20 protein-coding genes and 1 riboswitch are annotated in these 22,767 nt (G+C 69.8%); of the genes, 15 read left to right on the top strand and 5 right to left on the bottom strand.

All coding sequences use genetic code 11. From position 1 onward, the window contains the following. Nucleotides 1-10 precede the first annotated feature (10 nt). From QRN67_RS06195 to QRN67_RS06185, 3 genes are read left to right on the top strand one after another with little or no spacing between them, the layout of a single operon-like run. A complete protein-coding gene (locus QRN67_RS06195) occupies nucleotides 11-1,192 on the top strand; it encodes a CaiB/BaiF CoA transferase family protein (protein ID WP_285411094.1) in 1,182 nt (393 codons plus the stop codon). Continuing rightward, nucleotides 1,189-2,076 (top strand): HpcH/HpaI aldolase/citrate lyase family protein, encoded by an 888-nt coding sequence (locus QRN67_RS06190; RefSeq protein ID WP_285411093.1) that lies wholly within the window; start codon nucleotides 1,189-1,191, stop codon nucleotides 2,074-2,076. Before QRN67_RS06195 ends, QRN67_RS06190 begins: the two co-directional genes overlap by 4 nt. Before the next feature lie 36 nt (nucleotides 2,077-2,112). Further along, entirely contained in the window at nucleotides 2,113-3,123 is a 1,011-nt protein-coding gene (locus tag QRN67_RS06185; RefSeq protein ID WP_285411092.1) for a tripartite tricarboxylate transporter substrate-binding protein, read from the top strand. Between the two features lie 9 nt (nucleotides 3,124-3,132). Here the strand turns inward: QRN67_RS06185 and QRN67_RS06180 are convergent, their stop codons facing one another. Together QRN67_RS06180 and QRN67_RS06175 are read right to left on the bottom strand one after the other, a co-directional pair. Next, a complete protein-coding gene (locus QRN67_RS06180) occupies nucleotides 3,133-3,672 on the bottom strand; it encodes a CinA family protein (protein ID WP_285411091.1) in 540 nt (179 codons plus the stop codon). Further along, nucleotides 3,669-4,316, bottom strand: a complete 648-nt coding sequence (locus QRN67_RS06175; RefSeq protein WP_285411090.1) for a DJ-1/PfpI family protein — start codon at nucleotides 4,314-4,316, stop codon at nucleotides 3,669-3,671. The genes QRN67_RS06180 and QRN67_RS06175 overlap by 4 nt, the downstream gene beginning before the upstream one ends. 213 nt (nucleotides 4,317-4,529) lie before the next feature. Between QRN67_RS06175 and phbB the strand changes: the two genes are divergently transcribed. The 3 genes from phbB (at nucleotide 4,530) to QRN67_RS06160 (ending at nucleotide 8,555) form a co-directional block, all read left to right on the top strand. Next, nucleotides 4,530-5,267: an acetoacetyl-CoA reductase gene (phbB, locus tag QRN67_RS06170; protein ID WP_081269077.1), complete on the top strand. Its 738-nt coding sequence runs from the start codon at nucleotides 4,530-4,532 to the stop codon at nucleotides 5,265-5,267. Nucleotides 5,268-5,390: 123 nt separating this feature from the next. Continuing rightward, a complete protein-coding gene (locus QRN67_RS06165; RefSeq protein WP_081269076.1) occupies nucleotides 5,391-6,734 on the top strand; it encodes a dicarboxylate/amino acid:cation symporter in 1,344 nt (447 codons plus the stop codon). Between the two features lie 114 nt (nucleotides 6,735-6,848). Beyond that, entirely contained in the window at nucleotides 6,849-8,555 is a 1,707-nt protein-coding gene (locus tag QRN67_RS06160) for a cation:proton antiporter domain-containing protein (RefSeq protein WP_285411089.1), read from the top strand. Nucleotides 8,556-8,560: 5 nt separating this feature from the next. On the opposite strand, the gene QRN67_RS06155 is transcribed toward QRN67_RS06160, so the two are convergent. Continuing rightward, nucleotides 8,561-8,965 carry a hypothetical protein gene (locus QRN67_RS06155; protein ID WP_285411088.1) on the bottom strand — a complete coding sequence of 135 codons (405 nt, stop codon included), beginning with the start codon at nucleotides 8,963-8,965 and terminating at the stop codon, nucleotides 8,561-8,563. Nucleotides 8,966-9,108: 143 nt separating this feature from the next. On the opposite strand from QRN67_RS06155, the gene QRN67_RS06150 reads away from it, so the two are divergent. The 9 genes from QRN67_RS06150 to QRN67_RS06110 all read left to right on the top strand — a co-directional run bounded on the left by QRN67_RS06150 (nucleotide 9,109) and on the right by QRN67_RS06110 (nucleotide 21,376). Then, on the top strand, nucleotides 9,109-9,336 hold the full coding sequence (locus tag QRN67_RS06150; protein ID WP_081269073.1) for a hypothetical protein: 228 nt from the start codon (nucleotides 9,109-9,111) through the stop codon (nucleotides 9,334-9,336). Nucleotides 9,337-9,375: 39 nt separating this feature from the next. Continuing rightward, nucleotides 9,376-9,645, top strand: a riboswitch (cobalamin riboswitch). Between the two features lie 134 nt (nucleotides 9,646-9,779). After that, entirely contained in the window at nucleotides 9,780-11,948 is a 2,169-nt protein-coding gene (locus QRN67_RS06145; protein ID WP_285411087.1) for a TonB-dependent receptor, read from the top strand. 11 nt (nucleotides 11,949-11,959) lie between these two features. Then, nucleotides 11,960-13,495, top strand: a complete 1,536-nt coding sequence (locus QRN67_RS06140; protein WP_285411086.1) for a PepSY domain-containing protein — start codon at nucleotides 11,960-11,962, stop codon at nucleotides 13,493-13,495. A gap of 46 nt (nucleotides 13,496-13,541) precedes the next feature. Beyond that, nucleotides 13,542-14,219: an energy-coupling factor ABC transporter permease gene (locus QRN67_RS06135; protein WP_285411085.1), complete on the top strand. Its 678-nt coding sequence runs from the start codon at nucleotides 13,542-13,544 to the stop codon at nucleotides 14,217-14,219. A gap of 147 nt (nucleotides 14,220-14,366) precedes the next feature. Continuing rightward, nucleotides 14,367-15,434: a cobalamin biosynthesis protein CobW gene (gene cobW / locus QRN67_RS06130; RefSeq protein WP_081269069.1), complete on the top strand. Its 1,068-nt coding sequence runs from the start codon at nucleotides 14,367-14,369 to the stop codon at nucleotides 15,432-15,434. A 28-nt stretch (nucleotides 15,435-15,462) separates the two neighbouring features. Next, on the top strand, nucleotides 15,463-19,281 hold the full coding sequence (gene cobN, locus QRN67_RS06125; protein WP_285411084.1) for a cobaltochelatase subunit CobN: 3,819 nt from the start codon (nucleotides 15,463-15,465) through the stop codon (nucleotides 19,279-19,281). Continuing rightward, nucleotides 19,278-20,363, top strand: coding sequence for a magnesium chelatase ATPase subunit I (locus QRN67_RS06120; protein ID WP_285411083.1), 1,086 nt, complete (start codon nucleotides 19,278-19,280; stop codon nucleotides 20,361-20,363). The genes cobN and QRN67_RS06120 overlap by 4 nt, the downstream gene beginning before the upstream one ends. Nucleotides 20,364-20,443: 80 nt before the next feature. Further along, nucleotides 20,444-21,001, top strand: coding sequence for a vWA domain-containing protein (locus QRN67_RS06115; protein WP_285411082.1), 558 nt, complete (start codon nucleotides 20,444-20,446; stop codon nucleotides 20,999-21,001). A gap of 42 nt (nucleotides 21,002-21,043) precedes the next feature. Further along, nucleotides 21,044-21,376 (top strand): DUF5320 domain-containing protein, encoded by a 333-nt coding sequence (locus QRN67_RS06110; RefSeq protein ID WP_081269066.1) that lies wholly within the window; start codon nucleotides 21,044-21,046, stop codon nucleotides 21,374-21,376. A 17-nt stretch (nucleotides 21,377-21,393) separates the two neighbouring features. Here QRN67_RS06110 and QRN67_RS06105 read toward each other — a convergent pair whose 3' ends face one another. Next, nucleotides 21,394-21,879 carry an SET domain-containing protein gene (locus tag QRN67_RS06105; RefSeq protein WP_106934153.1) on the bottom strand — a complete coding sequence of 162 codons (486 nt, stop codon included), beginning with the start codon at nucleotides 21,877-21,879 and terminating at the stop codon, nucleotides 21,394-21,396. 13 nt (nucleotides 21,880-21,892) lie between these two features. After that, nucleotides 21,893-22,762, bottom strand: coding sequence for a GNAT family N-acetyltransferase (locus tag QRN67_RS06100; RefSeq protein WP_285411081.1), 870 nt, complete (start codon nucleotides 22,760-22,762; stop codon nucleotides 21,893-21,895). Between the last annotated feature and the right edge of the window lie 5 nt (nucleotides 22,763-22,767).

Genomic DNA, 22,767 nt, shown 5'->3' with positions numbered 1-22,767 from the left:
GGACGAACCCATGACCCGACCACTGGACGGCATCACCGTCGTTTCTCTCGAACACGCCATTGCCGCGCCGTTCTGCACCCGGCAGCTCGCCGACCTCGGCGCGCGCGTCATCAAGGTGGAGCGGCCCGGCGCCGGCGACTTCGCGCGGGCCTACGACGAGCGCGTGGGCGGCGAAGCCTCGCACTTCGTGTGGGTCAACCGCTCGAAGGAGAGCATCACGCTCGACCTCAAGCAGCCCGCCGCGCTCGAGGTGCTGCGGCAGCTCGTGGCCGAAGCCGACGTGCTGGTGCAGAACCTCGCGCCCGGCGCGACGCAGCGCATGGGGCTCGGCGCACAGGCGCTGCGGGCGGAGCATCCGAGGCTCATCGTGTGCGACATCTCGGGCTACGGCGACGACGGCCCGTACCGCGACAAGAAGGCCTACGACCTGCTGATCCAGAGCGAGGCCGGCTTCCTGTCTGTCACGGGCACGCCCGACGAGCCTTGCAAGTCGGGCAATTCCATCGCCGACATCGCGGCGGGAATGTACGCCTACACCGGCATCCTCGCGGCGCTGCTCCAGCGCGGCAAGACCGGCAAGGGCTCGCACATCGACGTGTCGATGCTGGAGTCGCTCGCCGAATGGATGGGCTACCCGATGTACTACGCCTACGACGGCGCACCGCCGCCGCCGCGCAGCGCCGCGTCGCACGCGACCATCTATCCCTACGGCCCGTTCCCGGCGGGCGACGGCGGCACGGTGATGCTGGGCCTGCAGAACGAGCGCGAATGGCGCGTGTTCTGCGAGAAGGTGCTGCTGCAGCCGGGGCTCGCGACCGACGCGCGCTTCGACAGCAACGCACGGCGCAACGAGCACCGTGAAACCCTGCGCGCGGTGATCGTCGAGACCTTCGGCGCGCTGAGCACGGCGCAGGTGCTCGAGCGGCTCGACACCGCGCAGATCGCCAACGCGCGCATGAACGACATGGCCGGCCTCTGGGCGCATCCGCAACTGCAGGCGCGCGAACGCTGGCGGCAGGTGGGCTCGCCGGCCGGGGAGATTCCCGCATTGCTGCCGGCCGGGCGGCAGAGCGCGTTCGACTACCGCATGGATCCGATCCCCGCGGTCGGCCAGCACACCGACGCCATCCTGCGCGGCCTGGGGCGCAGCGAGGCGGACATCGCGGCACTGCGCGAGGCGGGGGCGGTGTGAGCGGCAATTCCCTCGCGCCCCTGGCTCCCCTGGGGCCCTTGGCGCTGGCGCGCGCCTTCCTCTTCGTGCCGGCCGACCGGCCCGAGCGCCATGCCCGCGCGCTGGCGACCGGCGCGGGCGGCGTGATCGTCGACCTGGAAGACGCCGTGGCGCCCGAGCGAAAGGTGGCGGCGCGCGACGGGCTCGAGACCTCGTTTGCCGCACTATCGGCCGCCCAGCGCGGCCGCCTGCTGGTGCGCGTGAACGCCCAGGGCACGCCGTGGCACGGCGACGACTGCGCGCAGGTCGGCAAGCTGGTGAGGCAAGGCCTGGTCGCGGGCGTCGTGCTGCCCAAGGCCGAAAGCGCCGGAGACCTGGCGCGGCTGGCCGAAGCCGTCGGGCCTCGGGGCTTGCTGGTGCCGCTGATCGAATCGGCCGCCGGGCTCGCTTTCATTGATGAGCTCGCCGCTGCCCCGCAGGTGCTGCGCCTGGCTTTCGGCAATCTCGACTTCCAGGCCGACCTGGGCCTGGCCTGCGGCGCGGACGAAGCCGAGCTGGTTCCGGTGCGGCTGGCACTGCTGCTCGCCACGCGCCGCGCCGGGCTGCCCGCACCCATCGACGGCGTGACGCCCGACTGGCGCGACGCGCAGCGCCTCGCGGCCGACACCGCGCGCGCCCGCCGCGGCGGCTTCGGCGCCAAGCTGTGCATCCACCCCGACCAGGTCGCGCCGGTGCATGCGGCGCTCGGCCCGAGCGCCGACGAACTGGCCTGGGCCCGCCGCGTGATCGAGGCGACGCGGGCATCGGGCGGCGGCGTGGTCAGCCTCGACGGCCGCATGGTCGACGCGCCCGTCGTGCGGCTCGCCGAGCGGCTGCTCGCGCTCGATGCACTGCCTTCAATCTGAGACAGCTACCTGCCCATAACCATAGGAGACAAAGAAGTGACAGCAACCAAGAAGACCTGGAAGTCCAAGACCCTGATCGCAGCCGCCTCGGCGGGTGCCTGCCTGCTGGCGGCGCAATCGCCCGCCTCGGCGCAGGCCCCGTGGCCCGACAAGCCCGTCACCATGGTCGTGCCGTATTCCGCCGGCGGCCCGACCGACGTAGTGGCGCGCATGCTCGCCATTCCGATGGGCAAGTCGCTCGGGCAGACGGTGATCGTCGAGAACACGGTGGGCGCGGGCGGCACCATCGCGCCGGCGCGCGTGGCCCGGGCGGCGCCCAACGGCTACACCATCCTGATCCACCACATGGGCATGGCCACTGCGCCCGCGCTCTACAAGAAGCTCAACTACGACCCTCTGAAGGACTTCGAATACGTCGGCCAGGTACTGGACGTGCCGATGACGCTGCTGTCGCGCAAGGACTTCCCGGCCAGCAACTACCAGGAACTGCTGGCCTACGTGAAGGCCAACAAGGACAAGGTCACGCTGGCCAATGCGGGCGTGGGGGCGGTGTCGCAGCTGTGCGGGCTGCTCTTCATGAACCAGATCGGCGTGCAGCTCACCACCGTGCCCTACAAGGGGGCGGGCCCGGCGCTGAACGACCTGATGGGCGGGCAGGTCGACCTGCTGTGCGACCAGACCACGCAGACCGCGCCGGTCATCAAGGACGGCAACCGGGTGAAGGTGTTCGGCGTGACCACGCCCAAGCGGCTGTCGAGCATGCCGAACATCCCGACGCTGGACGAGCAGGGCCTCAAGGGCTTCGACGTGCGGGTGTGGCACGGCATCTACGCGCCCAAGGGCACGCCGCCCGCGGTGATCGAGAAGCTGAACGTCGCCTTGCGCGCCGCGCTGCAGGACGACATGGTCAAGCACCGCCTGGCCGAACTCAGCTCGGAGATCGTGCCGCTGGACAAGCAGACGCCGGAGAGCCTGCGCACGCACCTCGCGGCGGAAGTCGACAAGTGGGGCAAGGTGATCCGCGCGGCGGGCGTGCAGGCGGACTGAGCCTTCGCTTCAGGCGGGCGGGGCTTCTTCGGGCTGCGCCCGCAGCGTCTCTTCGAACAGCGCGAGCAACTGGCGCGCGAACAGGTCCATGTTGAGCGGCCGGTCGTTGCCGCCGTTCTCGATGGTGCGGCTGACCGTGGCCGCGCCGCCGACCACGGCGAGGCACACATGCCCCGGCGCGTCGCCGTAGGGGCTGCCCGCCGGTCCGGCGGCGCCGCTTTCGCTGATGCCCCAGCTCGTGTGGTGGCTGTCGCGCACCCGGCCGGCGACGAGCCGGGCGTAGGGCTCGGTCTCGCCGCGCATGCCGGCCATGTCTTCGGCGGTGAGGCCCAGCAGCGCCCGGCCTGCGCGCCGCGAATAGACCACCGCGCCGCCCCTGAAATACGCCGACGCGCCCGGCACGGCGAGCAGCGCGGCCGACACCAGCCCGCCGGCCGAGGATTCGACGACCGAGACGGTCTGGCCCCGCGCACGCAGCAGGCCGCCCACGCGCGCGGCCAGCACGGCCAGCGACTCCGGGGTGGAGATGGAGGAGGGCAGCGTGCTCATGGCTTGGAGAACGGGGTGCCGGGGCGCTTCACGTAGGCCGGCGCGCGCTCGTGGGTCGCCGTGCTGCCGTAGACCGTGTCGGCCGGGTAGTACTCGGCCTGCAGCTGCACCTTGGCGGCGGCTTCCTCTCCCGCGGTGTGGGCGATGAAGGCCAGCATCAGGTCGGTGCCGGCCGAAACCCCGGCGGAAGTCCAGACGTTGCCGTCCCGCACGAAGCGCTGCTCGACCACCTTCACGTCGCCCAGCGCGCGCAGTCGGTCGAGCGAACCCCAGTGCGTGGTCGCGGTCCTGCCCGACAGCAATCCGGCCGCGTGCAGCACGAAGGCGCCCGTGCACACCGACAGCAGCGCGCGGCAGGCGGGCGCCTGGTCGGCCAGGAAACGGGTCAGCACCGGGTTGTCGACCTCGCGCCGGGTGCCCATGCCGCCGGGCACCAGCAGGTAGTCCAGCGGCGGGCAGTCGGCAAAAGACACGTGCGGGTTGACCGACAGGCCCTTGGCGCAGGCCACCGGCTCGCGCTTCTCGGCCACGATCAGGCAGTTGGCGGGACCGCCGGCCAGCTTGCTCCACATGGTGAGCATTTCCCATGGTCCGACGAAATCGAGCTCTTCGACGTCGGGGAAGATGATGATCCCGAAATTCATACTTTCGAACTCCTTGATATTTCCGTGGCGTTGGTGGTCATGCAAGAACTGCAGGTGCGCGGGCGATGCGAGGATAGAGTCTGCGCTGAAGCCACGCTTCGTGACAGCTGGTTGCAAGCTTGGCTCAGTGTTTTCCTCAGAGTTCGGTGGTCCGAAACTCGCTAGAGTGAAGGCGGCCGTTCAGGCTTTTGCTACGTACATAAAGGAATTCTCATGAGCAAGAAAGTTGCATATGTCACCGGGGGCATGGGGGGCATCGGAACAGCCATCTGCCAGCGTCTGCACAAGGACGGGTTCACTGTGGTCGCAGGTTGCGGCCCCACGCGCGACTACGCCAAGTGGCTCGCCGAACAGAAAGCCGAAGGCTTCGAGTTCCATGCCTCGGTCGGCAATGTCGGCGACTGGCAATCCACCGTCGAAGCCTTCTCCGCCGCCAAGGCAGCGCACGGCCCCATCGACGTGCTGGTCAACAACGCCGGCATCACGCGCGACCGCATGTTCCTCAAGATGACGCCCGAGGACTGGAGCGCGGTCATCGAAACCAACCTCAACAGCATGTTCAACGTCACCAAGCAGGTGGTGGGCGACATGGTCGAGAAGGGCTGGGGCCGCATCATCAACATCAGCTCGGTGAACGGCGCCAAGGGCCAGGCGGGCCAGACCAACTATTCGGCGGCCAAGGCCGGCATGCACGGCTTCACCATGGCGCTGGCGCAGGAACTGGCCAACAAGGGCGTGACGGTCAACACCGTGAGCCCGGGCTACATCGGCACCGACATGGTCAAGGCCATCCGCCAGGAAGTGCTCGACAAGATCGTGGCCACCATCCCGGTCAAGCGCCTGGGCGAGCCGAGCGAAATCGCCTCGATCATCTCGTGGCTCGCCACGGACGAAGGCGGCTACAGCACCGGGGCCGACTTCTCGGTCAACGGCGGCCTGCACATGCATTGAACATGCTGACCGGCACCTGAAGAAAAAACCCGCCTCGGCGGGTTTTTTTGTTCACGATGCGGCTTCTACGAATGGAAACCTGATCCGACGCAACCTACAGTTCCGAATCCTCCGGAGGCATCCATGGAAAACACAACAAGTAAATCCGCCAAGAAGCTCCCTCTGTACCGCTCGCTCTACGTGCAGGTGATCACCGCGGTGATCATCGGCGTGCTGCTCGGCCATTTCTATCCCTCGGTCGGGGAGGCGATGAAGCCGCTGGGCGACGGCTTCATCAAGCTCATCAAGATGATCATCGCGCCGATCATCTTCTGCACGGTGGTGGTCGGCATCGCCGGCATGGAAGACATGAAGAAGGTCGGCAAGACCGGCGGCCTGGCGCTGCTGTACTTCGAGGTCGTCTCCAGCATCGCGCTGGTGGTCGGGCTGGTGCTGGTCAACGTGCTGCAGCCCGGCGCCGGCATGAACGTCGACCCGGCCACGCTCGACACCAAGTCGATCGCCTCGTACACCGGCCCCGGCAAGATGACCGGCACGGTCGACTTCATCCTGAACATCATCCCCAACACCATCGTCGATGCGTTCGCCAAGGGCGAGATCCTGCAGGTGCTGCTGATCGCGGTGCTGTTCGGCTTCGCGCTGCACCGCTTCGGCGGGCGCGGCACGCTGGTGTTCGACGTGATCGAGAAGGGCTCGCACGTGCTCTTCGGCATCGTCAACTACATCATGAAGCTGGCGCCCATCGGCGCCTTCGGCGCGATGGCCTTCACCATCGGCAAGTACGGGCTGGGCAGCCTGTTCTCGCTGGGCAAGCTGATGGGCACCTTCTACCTGACCTGCCTGCTGTTCATCTTCGTGGTGCTGGGGCTCATCGCGCGCTTCCACGGGTTCAGCATCTGGAAGTTCATCAAGTACATCAAGGAAGAGCTGCTGATCGTGCTGGGCACGTCGTCCAGCGAATCGGTGCTGCCGCGCATGATGGAGAAGATGGAGAACCTGGGCGCCAACAAGACCTGCGTGGGCCTGGTCATTCCCACGGGGTACTCGTTCAACCTCGACGGCACGTCGATCTACCTGACGATGGCGGCGGTGTTCATCGCGCAGGCCACCAACACGCCGATGACGCTCACGCAGGAGATCACGCTGCTGGCGGTGCTGCTGCTCACCTCGAAGGGGGCCGCGGGCGTCACGGGCAGCGGCTTCATCGTGCTGGCGGCCACGCTGTCGGCCGTGGGCCATGTGCCGGTGGCGGGGCTCGCGCTCATCCTGGGCATCGACCGTTTCATGTCGGAAGCCCGCGCGCTCACCAACCTGATCGGCAACGGCGTGGCCACCATCGTGGTCGCCAAGTGGACCAACGAGCTGGACGAGAACCGGCTGCAGGCAGGGCTCAACAACGAGACCTGGGTCGAGGCGCAGGAGCCCGAGGCGCTGGACGCCGCGCGCAGCAGCAAGATGGCCGGATAGCCGGGGAGCAGCCCCTGCAACACCAGCGGCCCGGCGGTAAAGCCGGTCCCACGGTGTTGCGTGAAGAGTCCTGCCAGCCTCGAAGGTTGGGCATCGTTCCTGCAAAATGGAGCGATGCCCCATAGCGTCTCCCTCATCAACACCATTGCCGCCGGCCTGGGGCTTGCGCTCGTTTTCGGTTTCCTGGCGGCCAAGCTGCGGCTGCCGGCGCTGGTCGGCTATCTGCTGGCCGGCGTGATCATCGGCCCGTTCACACCGGGCTTCGTGGCCGATGCGGGCATTGCCGCCCAGCTCGCCGAGATCGGCGTGATGCTGCTGATGTTCGGCGTGGGCCTGCATTTCTCGTTGGACGACCTGCTGGCGGTGCGCAAGATCGCGCTGCCCGGCGCGCTCGCGCAGATCTCGGTGGCCACGCTGCTCGGTGGCGGCCTGGCCATGTGGTGGGGCTGGAGCCCCGGCGCGGCGCTGGTGTTCGGCCTGGCACTGTCGGTGGCCAGCACGGTGGTGCTGCTGCGCGCGCTCGAGAGCCTGGGCATCCTCGATTCGTTCACCGGGCGCATCGCCATCGGCTGGCTGGTGGTCGAAGACCTGGCAATGGTGCTGGTGCTGGTGCTGATGCCGCCGCTGGCCGGCACGCTGGGCGGCCATGCCGCGCAGGAAGGGCCGGCCGACCCGTTGTGGCAGACGCTGGGCCTCACGCTGCTGCAGGTCGGCGGCTTCGTGGCGCTGATGCTGGTGGTGGGGCGGCGCGTGTTCCCGTGGATCCTCTGGCAGGTCACGCGCACCGGTTCGCGCGAGCTGTTCACGCTGTGCGTGGTGGCGGCCGCCGTGAGCATCGCCTTCGCGTCGGCGGCGCTGTTCGGCGTGTCGTTCGCGCTGGGCGCTTTCTTCGCGGGCATGGTCATGCGCGAGTCGCAGTTCGCGCACCGCGCAGCGGAAGAGTCGCTGCCGCTGCGCGACGCATTCGCAGTGCTGTTCTTCGTGTCGGTCGGCATGCTCTTCGATCCCTCGGTGCTGATCGAGCGGCCACTTCAGGTGCTGGCGGTGGTGCTGGTGATCGTGCTGGGCAAGTCGCTCGCGGCCTGCGCGCTGGTGCTGGTGTTCCGCTACCCGCTGGGCACGGCGCTCACGGTGAGCGCGAGCCTGGCGCAGATCGGGGAGTTCTCGTTCATCCTGGCGGGGCTGGGGGTGTCGCTCGGCCTGCTGCCGGTGGAGGGGCAGAGCCTGGTGCTGGCGGGGGCGCTCATCTCCATCGCAACCAACCCGCTGTGGTTCAGCCTGATCGGGCCGATGCAGAAATGGCTGCATGCGCACTCGTCGTTCGCGCGCGGGCTCGAGTCGCGTGACGACCCGCTGGCCGAACTGCCCATGACGACCGAGGCCAAGTACCTGTCGCGGCAGGTGGTGCTGGTGGGCTACGGCCGCGTCGGTCGCCGCATTGCGGCGGAACTCGACGCCAACGACATTCCCTACGTGGTCGCCGAGCAGAACCGCGAACTGGTCGAAAAGCTGCGCGAAGCCGGCACGCCGGCCGTGTGGGGCGATGCCGCCGATCCGGCGGTGCTGATCCAGGCGCATGTGGCCCGCGCCCGCGTGCTGGTGGTTGCCACGCCCGACGCCATGAACGTGCGCCAGATGATCGAGACGGCGCGCACGCTCAACCCGACCATCCAGACCGTGATCCGCAGCCACAACGAACAGGAAGCCGCGCTGCTCACGCGCGAGGCGGCCGTGACCGTGTTCCTGGGAGAGCAGGAACTCGCGCAGGCCATGGCGCGAGACGTGGTCCAGCGGGCCGTGTCGATGGCGGCCCCGGCCTGACGAACTCAGAGGTCTTCGATCACCAGCGTGCGGTAGCGCTGCGCGATGGAGTAGGGCACGGTGCGCACCAGCACCATGAGCTGCTCGGCCGCTTCGCTGTCCTCGGTCTTCACCAGCAGCGCCGTGTGGCCTTCGCGCGCCAGCTTCGTGTATGCGCGCACGGTCGCGCCTTCGGTGCCGGCGGAGGGCAGGGGGTCGTCGGCAGTCTCCACGGTGGGCGTGATCTGGGAGAGCACGGTTTGCGCGGGAAGCAGGTAGACGTCGTCGCCGATGGTGCCTTGCTCGATCAGCCCGCGGCCGACGCGCTGGGCATCTTCCGCGTCCGGAAACATGACCATCGAGTAGCCGGTCGGATAGAAGGCTCCGCCGATGGTCGCCCGCATGCCGGGTTCGAGAGTGAAGTTCTTCATGCTGTCTCCTTCTCCTGCTTGTGCATGTGCAAAACTTAAAAACATAGGCTGCATGGGGAATCCCCTCTGTAGGAGAAGCCCGGAAGCTGTCAACCGGCCTTGGCCTCCACCCATTCACCAATAAGCACTGCCCAATCCAGTCCATGCACACACAGAGAAACATCGCGCTCACTGTCCATGAGCTGGAAAAAGGGGAGTTCTACTGGGTGCTGATGGAAGCGGTCGCCGGGGAACCCGGAGACGCCTCCCACTTCTACGAGCCGCTGGAAGCGGCGCTCGAGCCCTACGCCAGCTATTCGAACGCGCTGGTGGCCGGCGTGGCGGTGATGCGGCGCCTGTTCGGACCCGACGGCAATAGCGGCTACTTATAATTTCGCGGTTGTGGTTTGTTGATTCTCACGAATCAAACCAGTCAACACGGTTCGAAGGTGCCCCGCCCGCCATGCCATGGCGCCGGGGTTAAACGGGAAGCAGGTGCGCCGGGTCATAGCCGACCCGGTCATTCCTGCGCTGCCCCCGCAACGGTCAGCGGATCGGGAACCCTCAAGCCTGCGCCTCCTTGAAGAGGCCGGCGGCCACTGCGCTTCGGCGTGGGAAGGCGAGGGTTTCTGCTCCGATGCGCATTTCGCGCATCGGAGCGCTCCGCAAGCCCGGATACCGGCCTTGGAAACCGCCTTCGGACGCTGCGGGAGTGCGTGTCCGGGCCTGCCGCCTCCGCGCTCGCGCCTGGACCGTCATCGCCCCTCCGCTTCTCCCGCCTCGTCCTTTTTCGGACAGAGGAGCCTGCGGGGACGCGGGCCGGAGGAGAGATCACATGAGCCGACAGGCATCGCCATCGCGCGATCGCACGGGCGCGCCGCAACGCGTGCGGCTTTCGGGTATTTCACTGGGGCTGGGGCTCGCCCTCGGGCCTGCCGCGGCCCTCGCGCAGGCCGACGGCAGCCAGAGCCTGGCGCCGGTGCAGGTCGAGGCCGACCGCCATACGCGGCTCGCCATCGACGAGACCACGCAGACCGGCAGCCGCCTGGGCCTGACGCCACTTGAAACGCCGGCCAGCATCGAGGTGCTGGACGGCGACACCATCCGCGCACGCGGCGACGTCTCGGTGATCGATGCCGCCACCCGCGCCACCGGCATCACCGGTTCGCCCGGCCCCGGCAACGGCGGCACCGCGATGGCGGCGCGCGGCTTCCTGGGCCACGGCTCGGTGATGCAGCTGTTCGACGGCACGCGGCTGTACGCGGGCGCGGGCACCGTCACCTTCCCGTTCGACACCTGGTCGGTCGACCGCATCGAGATACTGCGCGGCGCGGCCTCGGTGATGTACGGCGAAGGCGCCATCGGCGGCGCGATCAACGTGGTGCCCAGGAAGCCCACGCGCGGGCCGATCCAGAACCAGGCGCTGCTCACCGTGGGCTCCGACGCCACCCGCCAGGTGGCGTTCGGCAGCGGCGGCGCGATCAATGACAGGCTCTCCTACCGCTTCGACATCAGCCACCGCCAGACCGACGGCTTCATGCAGCGCGGCCAGGCCGAGAGCCTGGCCGTGGGCGCGGCGGTGCGGCTCGACGTGTCGCCGCAACTGCAGTTCACGCTTTCGCACGACGAGGGCCGGCAGTCGCCGCAGCGCTACTACGGCGTGCCGCTGATCGACGGCCGCCTGAGCAGCCAGACGCTGCGCCAGAACTACAACCTCGACGATTCCGAGATCAAGTACCGCGACAAGTGGACCCGCCTCGACGCCCAGTGGACGCCGAACGATTCGGTCACCGTGCGCAACCAGCTCTACCGGCTGGAGAGCAAGCGCCACTGGCGCAACAGCGAGACCTACACCTACAGCGCCACCACGCGCCGCGTGACGCGCGGCGACTACCTGGAAATCGGCCACGACCAGGAGCAGATCGGCAACCGCACCGACGCCACCTTCAAGCACGGCCTGTTCGGCCTGGCCAACCAGGTGCTGGTGGGCTTCGACGTGAACCGCATCGACTTCCAGCACACCAACGATTCGCCCTACGGCGGGCGATCGGTGGTGGACCCCTTCGTCTTCAACCCGGGCTACTACGTTTCGCCCGTGGCCTACACGCCTCGCTACCGGACCAGGACCGGCACCTACGCCTTCTTCACCGAAGACAAGCTGGCCTTCGACGACCAATGGTCGGTGGTGGGCAGCCTGCGCTGGGACCACGCGAAGATCGCCCGCGCCGACCTGCAGAACGCGGCCAACAACCTGGGCAAGACCTTCGAGTACGCCACCGGCCGCCTCGGCGTGGTGTATGCGCCCGATGCGTCGCAGTCTTTCTATGCGCAGGTGGCGCGCGCGGCAGATCCGCTGACCTCGCTCATCAGCACCTCGGCCACGCAGGTGCCGTTCGAGCTCAGCACCGGCCGGCAGGTCGAGGTCGGCTACAAGCGCCAGTTCGCCGACAACCGCGGCGCCTGGACCGTGGCGGCCTACCGCATCGAGAAGAACAAGCTGCTGTCGCGCGACGCGAGCGACCCGGGCAAGACGCAGCAGATCGGGCGGCAGTCGTCCGAGGGCATCGAGGCCACGCTGGACATGGCGCTCACGCCCACGCTGGACCTCGAGACCAACATCGCCAGATTGCGCGCGCGCTACGACGACTTCAACGAAGTGGTCGGCGGCAAGCTGATCTCGCGCGCGGGCAACACGCCCAGCGGCGTGCCCGAGCAGACGGCCAACCTGTGGCTCAACTGGCGCTTCCTGCCGCAGTGGGAGGCCGCGTTCGGCGTGCGCTACGTCGGCCCGCGCCAGGTCGACGCCGCCAACTCGCGCAAGATCGGCTCGTACACCGTGGCCGACGCTTCGCTCAGCTGGCAGGCGAACCGTTCGCTCAAGCTGGCGCTGCGCGCCTACAACCTGGCCGACCGGCGCTATGCGGTGTCGTTCTCGAACGGCGGCAACCAGTGGCTGCTGGGCCGCCCGCGTTCCTTCGAACTCTCGGCGCTGGTCGATTTCTGAGCGACCCACGCATGACTCCCGCATGGCGCCGCGCCTGGCCGCGCATCCGGCACGGCCTCTACTGGACCCACCGGTGGCTGGGCATCGGCGGCTGCCTGCTGTTCGTCATGTGGTTCGTCTCGGGCGTGGTGATGATGTACGTGGGGTATCCCAACCTGACGGACGCCGAGCGGCTGGCCGGGCTGGGGCCGCTGCGCTTTTCGCAGGCAACGGTGTCGCCCACGGCCGCGCTCGACGCATTGCCGCCCGCCGCGCGCACCCAGCCGCCCCGGCGCATGGTGCTGGAAATGCAGGGCGGCACCGATCCGCAGCCCGTGTGGCGCATCGTCGATGCGCACGGCGGCCGGCACACGGTCTCGGCGCGCGACGGCCGTGTGCCGGGCCCGGTCGATGCCGCGCAGGCCGAAGCCATCGCGCGCGCGTTTTCGGGCCGGTCCGGCGCGCGCTGGGCCGAGACGCTGGAGCGCGACCAGTGGACCGTGCCGCAGAGCCTGAACCCGCTGCGCCCGCTGCACCGCATCGAGCTTGGCGACGCGGCCGGCACCGAGCTTTACGTGTCTTCGCGCAACGGCGAAGTGGTGCGCGACACCAACCGCTCCGAGCGCTTCTGGAACTGGCTGGGCTCGGTGCCGCACTGGATCTACTTCACGCCGCTGCGCGCCGACCCGCCCCTGTGGCACGAAGTGGTCGTGTGGCTGTCGGCGGCGTGCATCGTCTCGGCGGTGACGGGGATCGTCATCGGCATCCTGCGCGTGCGGCTGCGCAGGCGCTTCCGCAATGGCGCCGTCACGCCCTACACGGGGTGGATGGCCTGGCACCACATCGCGGGGCTGATCGGCGGCTTCTTCGTGCTGACCTGGATCATCAGCGGCTGGCTCTCGATGAACCCCAACGGCTGGTTCCAGCGCGGGCCGGGCGACGCGGCGGCGATGGCCCGCTACAGCGGTGCTGGCATCTCACCGTTCCCCTGGCCGCCGGCATCGTTGCCGCACGGCGAGGGCGCCGCCGCGCCGCGCGAGGCCGTGCTGCTGTGGTTCGACGGCCGGCCGCTGCTGCAGCTGCGCGATGCGCAGGCGCGCGCGTGGGTGGTCGATGCCGCCAGCGGCGCGCCTGCTTCCATTGCCAGGGACGACATCGTGCGCGCCGCTTCGGCGCTGCGTCCCGGCGCCCGCGTCACCGAGGCGGTGCTCCAGACGCGCGAAGACTTCCACTGGTACGGCCACCACCGCGAGCGCATCGTGCCCGTGTGGCGCCTGCAGTTCGACGACGCCGCGCGCAGCCGCGTCTATATAGACCCGGCCAGCGGGCAGGTGGCGGGCAGCAACGACAGCAACTCGCGCCTTCGCCGCTGGCTCTTCAACGCGGCGCACAGCCTCGACTTTCCCTGGCTCATCCAGCACCGGCCGGCCTGGGATGTCGTGATGTGGCTGCTGTCGGCGGTCGGTGCGGTAGCCTCGGCCAGCGGCGTGGTGATCGGCTGGCGCCGGCTGCGGCGCAAGCCACGGCGGGCGGCGGCCTCGAAGGGGCTTGCGCAGGCAGGTCCATGAACCAACAATCAACTTTCGCACTGCGGTGCATTTCAGGAGGTGCTCGATGCACATCGAACCAGGTCTCGTCGACGGAACCAAGATTTTTCTCAGCTATGCCACGGCCGCTGCCGCACTCGCCTACACAGGCAAGGTGGCCATCGAAACCGCGGTGAAGGACGGCCTCGCCGCCCTGGTGCTGCGCTCCGCCATTGCCGTGGCGCTGGTGTTCTGCTTCTTCGAGGTGTTGCCGCATCACCCGGTGGGCGTGTCCGAGGTGCACCTGATCCTCGGCACCACGCTGCTGCTGGTGTTCGGGTCGGCGCCTGCGGCCATCGGCCTGGCGGGCGGGCTGCTCATCCAGGGCCTGTTCTTCGAGCCGCAGGACATTGCGCAGTACGGCATGAACGTCACCACGCTGCTGGTGCCGCTGTTCGCGACCGCCGCGCTGGCGCGCCGCATCATCCCGAAGAACGTGGCCTACGTGGACCTGAGCTACCAGCAGGCGTTCAAGCTGTCGGTGGCCTACCAGGGCGGCATCGTGGTGTGGGTGGGCTTCTGGGCGCTGTACGGCCGCGGCACCGGGCTCGAGAACCTCGGTCAGATCGCCAGCTTCGGCGCCGCCTACATGACGGTGGTGCTGGTCGAGCCGCTGGTCGACCTGGGCGTGCTGGCCGCCGCCAAGGGCTGGCGCCGCCTGCAAGGCTCGGTCTTCGTCGAACGCCGCCTGTACGGCGGCGTCTGATTCGCCGGGCAGTCTTTCTTCCCGGGTTCCAGGCTCGCTTGGCGGGCCTGGCGCCGATCCTTTCGTGATGGCCACCGGAACGCCCATGCTGGCGCCCGGTGCCCGTTCATCTCTCCTGCCGCCACGGGCGCCCCAAAGAACACTCCAATGACCCAAGCAAGCAACGCCAAGATTCCCGTCACCATCGTCACGGGCTTCCTCGGCAGCGGCAAGACCACGCTGCTGCGCCACATCCTCGGCAACGCCGAAGGCCGCCGCATCGCGGTGATCGTCAACGAGTTCGGCGAGCTCGGCATCGACGGCGAGATTCTTCGCGGCTGCGGCATCGGCTGCGACGACGAAGGCAACGAGCGCGAAGGCGCGCTCTACGAGCTGGCCAACGGCTGCGTCTGCTGCACCGTGCAGGAAGAGTTCCTGCCCGTGATGCTGCAGCTGGCCGAGCGGCGCGGCGACCTCGACGCGGTGCTCATCGAGACCTCGGGCCTGGCACTGCCCAAGCCGCTGGTGCAGGCCTTCCAGTGGCCCGACATCGCCAACATCTTCACCGTCGACTCGGTGGTCACCGTGGTCGACGGCCCGGCCGCCGCGTCGGGCCAGTTCGCGGAGAACCCCGAGGCCGTGGACGAAGCGCGCCGCGCCGACCCCAACCTCGACCACGAATCGCCGCTGCACGAGCTGTTCGAAGACCAGCTCTCGGCCGCCGACCTGGTGGTGCTCAACAAGACCGACCTGATGGACGACGCCGCGCGCGCGAAGGTCGAGGCCCTGGTGCGCGAGGAACTGCCGCCCGAGGTGAAGATCGTCGCTGCCACCGAGGGCAGGCTGCCGCTCGCGCTGCTGCTGGGCCAGGGCCGCGCCGCCGAGGCCACCATCCACCTGCGCGAAAGCCACCACGACCACGAGGAAGACCACGACCACGACGAGTTCGACTCGCTGGTGATCGAGCTGCCGCCCGTGGACCGCGACAGCCTGCTGGCCGTGCTCGGCAAGCTGGTCGAGCAGCACACCATCTACCGCGTGAAGGGCTTCGTCGCCGTGCCGGGCAAGCCGATGCGCCTGCTGGTGCAGGGCGTGGGCCGGCGCTTCGACCACCACTTCGACCGCCGCTGGCGCGACGGCGAGGCGCAGCGCACGCGGCTGGTGTTCATCGGCGAAGACCTGGACGAAGCGGCGCTGCGCAAGGCGCTGCAAGAGGCGGCTGCTGTCGCCGCATGACGGTTTGACGGCCTGAACTCCTGAACGCATGCACCTGCTGAGCACCCAGCCCGGACGCTTCGTCGAGGACGACGGCGTCGTCACCCGCCTCGACCAGACGCCGGGCGACATCGTGGTGCTCAGCTCGGCCGACACCACGCTCGCACTGCTGGCCGCCGCACGCACCGCGCTGGCCGAAACCGACCCCGGCTACCCGTCGCTTCGGCTGGCCAACCTCATGTACCTGAAGCAGCCGGCCTCGCTCGACCTGTACATCGACGAGGTGCTGCAGCATGCGCGCGTGGTGGTGGTCGACCACCTCGGGGCCGAATCGGCCTGGGCCTACGGGCTGCAGCAGTTGGAGAAGCTCGCGAAGCGCAAGGGCCAGCAGCTCGCGATGTTCTCCGGCGACCTGCAGGAAGACGAAGACCTGCTGGCGCGCGGCACCGCGCCGCGCGCGGTGGGCCGCCAGCTCTGGCAGTACATGCGCGCGGGCGGCGCGGGCAATGCGCTGCAGTTCCTGCGCGCGGTGGCCTTCCACGGCCTCGGCCATGGAGACGCGCCGTTGCCGCCGCGCAGCCTGCCGCAGGTCGCGCTGCATGTGCCGCGCGGCATGGACACGACGCACACGGTGGCCGGCATCGACGACCTGCGCGCCGGCTGGCACGCGGGCGCGCCGGTGGTGGCGCTGGTGTTCTATCGCTCGCACCTGCTGTCGGGCAACACCGTGGCCTTCGACGCGATCGCCGCCGCGCTGAGCGCCGAGGGCCTGAACCCGCTGCCCGTGGCGCTCGATTCGCTGAAAGACCCGTTGTGCCTGTCGGCGCTGCGCGAGCTGTGCGCCGCGCACGACGTGCAGCTCGTGCTCAACACCACCGCCTTCGCCGCGCTGGGGCAGGGCACGCAGAAGGAAGAGGGCGAGAGCCTTGCGCTGGCCGGCGACGCGCCCGTGCTGCAGGTGATCGTGAGCGGCGGCAACCGCGAAGACTGGCTGGCCGACAGCCAGGGCCTGCGCCCGCGCGACATCGCGATGCAGATCGCGCTGCCCGAGATGGACGGCCGCATCATCACGCGCGCCGTGAGCTTCAAGGGCCTGTCGCACCGCTGCGAACTCACGCAGACCGAGGTGGTCAACTACCAGCCCGAGCCCGACCGCGTTGCTTTCGTCGCCGAGCTGGCGCGGCGCTGGTGCCGGCTGCGCGCGCTCGGCGCGGCCGACAAGCGCATCGCGCTGATCCTGGCCAACTACCCCGGCAGCGAAGGCCGCATCGGCAGCGGCGTGGGGCTCGACACGCCGGCTTCGGTCATCGCCATCCTTCGCGCGATGCAGGCCGAGGGCTATGCGATCGGTGACCCCGCCGCGCTGCCCGAAGACGGCGACGCGCTGATGCGCCGCCTGCAGGAAGGCATCGCCAACGACCCCGCGCAGTGGGCCGCGCGCCCGGCCTGGCAAAGCTATGCGCTGGCCGACTACCGCGCGCGGCTCGCGTCGCTGCCCGAAGGCATGGCCGACGCCATCGACGCCCGCTGGGGCGCGCCCGAGCAAGACCCGATGGTGCGACAGGGCCGCTTCATGATCGCGGGGCTGCGGCTGGGCCGGGTGTTCGTCGGCATCCAGCCCGCGCGCGCGCTGGGCACCCTGGGCGCGGCCGACTACGCGAGCTACCACGACGCCGAGCTGGTGCCGCCGCACAGCTACCTCGCCTTCTACTTCTGGCTGCGCGACGCCTTCGCCATCGACGCGGTGGTGCATGTCGGCAAGCACGGCAACCTCGAGTGGCTGCCGGGCAAGAGCATCGCGCTGTCGCAGGCCTGCTGGCCCGACGCCGTCCTGGGGCCGATGCCCAACGTGTATCCCTTCATCGTCAACGACCCGGGCGAGGGCGCGCAGGCCAAGCGGCGCACGCAGGCGGTCATCATCGACCACCTGATGCCGCCGCTCACGCGCGCCGAGAACCACGGGCCGCTGCAAGACCTGGAGCGGCAGGTGGACGAGTACTACGACGCGCTGCTGGTCGACGCGCGCCGTGCCAAGGTGCTGCGCGCGCAGATCCTCGCGGCGGTGCGGGCGCAGCACCTGGTCGAGGAACTGGGCATGCCGGGCGCGGAAGACGACGCGGTGCTGGCCCGTGTCGATGCCTACCTGTGCGAGCTGAAGGAAACGCAGATCCGCGACGGGCTGCATGTGTTCGGCGCATCGCCCGCGGGCAGCCTGCGGCGCGACACGCTGCTGGCGCTCGCGCGCTATCCGGCCGCGGAAGGCGCGGGCGAGAACGCGGGGCTGCTCGGCGCGCTGGCAAACGACCTGCTGCCCGGCGAAGGCTTCGATCCGCTGGACATCGACGCGGCCAGGCCCTGGCAGGGCGCCCGGCCCGCGCTGCTGCAAGCGGTCAGCACCGATGCGTGGCGGCACCAAGGCGACACGCGCGAGCGGCTGGAGTTGCTGGCGCAGCGGCTGATCGAATCGCGCGATTGCCCGCCCGGTTTGCCGCGCACCGCGGCCGTGCTCGGGCGCGTCGAACGCAGCCTGGCGCCCGCGCTCGACGCCTGCGGCACGCAGGAGCTGCTGCAGCTCTCGCGCGCCCTGCAGGGCCGCTTCGTGCCGCCCGGCCCGAGCGGCTCGCCCTCGCGCGGCCGGCCCGACGTGCTGCCCACCGGGCGCAATTTCTACGCGGTCGACACCCGTGCCATTCCCACGCCCACGGCCTGGATGCTGGGCCTGAAGTCGGCCGCGCAACTGGTCGAGCGCCACATGCAGGAGCATGGCGACTACCCGGTGGCGATGGGCCTGTCGGTCTGGGGCACGGCCACCATGCGCACCGGCGGCGACGATCTGGCGCAGGCCTTCGCGCTCATCGGCGTGCGGCCCAAGTGGGCGCCGGGCAGCCAGCGGGTGGTCGATTTCGAGGTGCTGCCCACGGTGGGGCTGGGCCGCCCGCGCATCGACGTCACGTTGCGCATCTCGGGCTTCTTCCGCGACGCCTTTCCCAACGCGGTGCAGATGTTCGACGCCGCCGTGCAGGCCGTCGCGGCACAGGAAGACGAAGACGCCGAGCGCAACCCGATCCGCGCGCGCATCCTGCGCGAAGCCGCCACGCTGCAAGCGCAGGGCGTGGCGCCCGAAGCCGCCCGCACCCAGGCCGGCTGGCGCGTGTTCGGCTCGGCGCCGGGCAGCTACGGCTCGGGCCTGCAGCCGCTGTTCGACCACGGCGACTGGCAGACCGACGACGACCTGTCGAAGGCCTATGTCGGCGGCAGCGCCCATGCCTACGGGCAGGGCAGCGACGGCGTGCCGGCCGCCGGCGCGCTGGTGCGCAGGCTGCGCGCCATGGACGTCGTCATGCAGAACCAGGACAGCCGCGAGCACGACCTGCTCGACTCCAACGACTACTACCAGTTCCAGGGCGGCATGGCCGCCGCCGTGCGCCACCTGAGCGGCCGGCAGCCGGCCATGTACCACGGCGACCACGGCAACCCGCAGGCGCCGCGCGTGCGCACGCTGAAGGAAGAAATCAGCCGCGTCATCCGCTCGCGCGTGGTCAACCCCAAGTGGATCGACGGCGTGAAGCGCCACGGCTACAAGGGCGCGTTCGAGATGGCCGCCACGGTCGACTACCTGTTCGGCTTCGACGCCACCGCGCGCGTGGTCGGCGACCACCAGTACGCGATGGTGGCCGACGCCTACGTGCTGGACGAGGCCACCCGCGACTTCGTGAGCGAGCACAATCCGCGCGCGCTGCACGACATGCTCAGCCGCCTGCTCGAAGCGATGCAGCGCGGCCTCTGGCAGTCGCCCGGCGACTACCGCACCCAATTGGAGAACCTGCTGCTCGACCAGGAGCAGCGGATGGAAGGAACCCCCCGATGACCACAGCCGCCCCGATGCCGCTGCCTTTTCCGTTTGCCGCGATCGCCGGTCAGCCGCATTTGCGTCAGGCGCTGCTGCTGGCTGCGGTCGATCCCGCGCTGGGCGGCGTGCTGATCGAAGGGCCGCGCGGCACGGCCAAGACCACCGCCGCGCGGGCGCTGGCCGAGCTGCTGCCCGGCGCGCCCTTCGTCACGCTGCCTCTGGGCGCGAGCCTCGAAAGCCTCGTCGGCACGCTGGACCTCGGGCAGGCGCTGGCCGGCCATGAACTCAAGTTCGCGCCCGGCCTGCTGGCGCGCGCGCACGGCGGCGTGCTGTACGTGGACGAAATCAACCTGCTGCCCGATGCGCTGATCGATTCGCTGCTCGACGCGGCGGCCAGCGGCGTGAACGTGGTCGAGCGCGACGGCATCTCGCACCGGCATGCCGCGCGCTTCGTGCTGGTCGGCACCATGAATCCGGAAGAAGGCACGCTGCGGCCCCAGCTGCTCGACCGCTTCGGCCTGTGCGTGCAGCTGCGCAACATCGACGATGCGGCCGAGCGCCAGGCCATCGTGCGCGCGCGGTTGGCGTTCGATGCCGATCCGGCCGCCTTCCGCGCGAAGCACGCGCAGGCGGAGGCCGAACTGTCCGACGCGCTGGCGCGGGCTCGCGCGCGGCTGGCCGATGGCTCGGCGCTGCCTTATGGGGACGCGGTGCACGACGCGGTCGGTGCGCTGTGCATCGAGGCCGGCGTGGACGGCCTGCGCGCGGACCTCGTCATGCTGCGCTCGGCGCGAGCGCTCGCGGCATGGGAAGACGCAGAAGCCATCACCACCGATCACGTGCGGCGCGCGGCCGAAGCGGTGCTGCTGCACCGTCGCAAGCCGGAAGCCGCTGGCGCGCCGCCGGCCAAAACCCCTGCGCCCGCCCCCGCGCCCGCGCCTGCACCTCGTGGCGCGGAGACGAACGGCGCCTCCGGCACAAGCAGTGCCGCCGACGAAGACTGGGGCGCCATGCCGCCCGAGCCCGTCGGCATCGAGCGCGTGAAGCCGCTGCGCCCGCTCATCGCTTCCCGCCCGCAGGCCGCGCCAAAAAAAGCCTGAGCCTCCGGGACGCCGCACCCGCTGGCGCGCGCCAGGGTGACCGGAGGCAGGGCACGCAGAGGGACGCATGGCGTGGCGCCGTGCCGCAGGGCACGGCCTTCGACTGGCCGCGTACTTTTGCGGCGCGCGGTGCGGGCCAGTTGCGCGCAGAACACCTGAGACACCGTCCGCGGGAGGCGCGCAGCGGCGCGCTGCACTGCTTCCTGCTCGACTGCTCTGCCTCGATGCGCGACGACGGCAACCTCGCGCGCGCCAAGGGCCTGCTGCTCGCGTTGATGGAGGAGGCCTACCAGCGCCGCGACCATGTCGCGCTGCTGTGCTTCGCCGGCGAGGTGGTCGAACTGCGCCTGCCGCCGCGACGCGCCAGCGCCTGGAACGACGACTGGGTCGCGCCGATTGCTGCCGGTGGCGGCACGCCGCTGGCGTTGGGCGTGCAGCGCGCCGAGCAGTTGCTCGCGAAGAGCGAGACGCGGCAGCGCTGGCTGTGGCTGCTGACCGACGGGCGCAGCAGCGAAAGCCCCGCGCGGCCCGAAGCCGCCGATGTCGCATGCGTGGTCGATTTCGAGGCGGCGCGGGTGCCGCTGCACCGCGCGAAGCGGCTCGCAGAGAGTTGGGATGCGCGCTACCTCGCCGTGTAGGGCTGAGCGGTGTTTTTTGCCGCCGTTGCGTTACCGTGCGGCATGAGCGTCAAAACCTTCTTCCTGGCCCTTGTGTCGAGCGTGACGCTGCCTGCCTTCGCACAACCCGCCGTGCCGCCGGACAGCGCCACTTGCCAGGCCGAGGAGGCTGCCCTGGAGCGCGACATCGATCTCGCGCGTTCACGGGGCCAGATGCTGCGGCGGCGGGAGCTTGCCGAGGCCTTGAGCGCGCTGCAGGCGCAATGCAAGGCCGCCGCGCCGGACGAGAGCCGCGCTGCCCATATCGACAGGCTGGAGCAGCAGGCCAGGGCGCTTCGCCAGGAGCTCGATCGCACCGAGGAGCAACTGCGCAGGCTGAAGAGCGAGTCGCCCTGAGGCCGGTGCGGGGGCGCTCAGGGGGCGGGTGCCTCGGCCTCTTCGGGCGCCAGCATCGTCCCCCGGCAGTTCGCCGAACCGCAGTGGCAGGGGTACTTGGAGGGCGGCGAGCCGTCATCCGCCGTCAGCGAATAGTCGATGAACAGCTCGTCGCCCGCGTCCACCGCCGTGATCGTCTGGAACTTCAGCACCAGCTCGCCGCCCTCGTCGTATTCCTCGACCGCCTCGCAGTTGGGCTCGCACGAATGATTCAGGTGCCGCGTGGCGTTGCCGCCCTTGGCGCCGTCGATGGTCTCGTGGTTCGACAGCGTGAACAGGTAGGTGAGCTGGTCGTTCCAGACCTTGGTGGCGATCTCGGCCTTGGTGTAGCGGCGGCCTTCGTACAGGCCCAGGAAGGCTTCGGGCGGCAGGTCGCGCGTGGCGAAGGCGCCAAGGCCGTGCACGCCGCTGGGGCCGACCCGGACGAAAGGCGTGGACGATGTGGTTTGCTTGCGGTGCTTCATGGGGGAGCGAGGGTCAGGCGAGAGGGGCGTCGTTGTCTTGATGCAAGGTCAGTGCCATTTCGACCTGGCGGATGACCGGAACCGCGCCGCGCGCGCTGGCAGCCCGCAGCAGCGGGCTGCCCTCGGGCTCGTCCACCAGCCGCCAACGGGTGCCGGGGCGGGCGGTGGCCAGGGCGTCGAGCAATTCGTGCGCGGCGGTTTCGTCGAGGGCCGCGGCGTCGAGCAGCGCACCCTGGCCATCGCCGGGCGGCGGCATCACCGCGTAGGCGCACAGCGTGTCGTCGCGCCACACGCCGAGCGCGACGGCGTGCTCGCGCACCAGGGCGTCGAGCACGGTCGGCCATTCGCGGCGCCAGGTGGGCCGGGAAACCTCGGCGCAGGCGCGGTGCAGCTGCTGGAGCGCAGCGGGTTCGGGCCGCGTGCTGGCCTTCCGGCGATGCTTCTCGAAGCTCCATTCGCGCACGTCGAGCATGCGCAGCTCCTTGAAGCCGGCCCGCCGGTAGAGCGTGCGCGCCGGGTTCTGCTCGATCACTTCGAGAACCGCCAGCGCGATGCCGGCATGCGACAGGGCCGCGGCTTGCGACTTGATCAACTGCCCGGCCAGCCCTTGGCGCCGGTGCGAATCCGCAATGCCGAAGCCCGCGAGGTACGCGCGCTGCCCGCGCCGGCCGACCAGCGAGATGCCGCAGGCCGCGCCGTCCACCGCCAGCACGCGCGACAGCGTGAGGTCGACGTCGCCGCGACGCAGGTGGCGCTCGAAGCGTTGCTCGTCGAACGCGACGGGCACGAAGTAGCCCTCGTAGGCGCGGTTCCAGAGTGCGGTGAGTTCACCGTGAGAGAAGTCCGTGGCGGGGACCACCGCCATGCCGCTGCTGTTCTGCATGAAGT

The organism is Variovorax sp. efr-133-TYG-130 (assembly GCF_030208835.1).
In the GTDB taxonomy this organism is placed as follows: Bacteria; Pseudomonadota; Gammaproteobacteria; order Burkholderiales; family Burkholderiaceae_C; genus Variovorax.
This window is presented reverse-complemented; position numbering and strand designations above follow the sequence as displayed.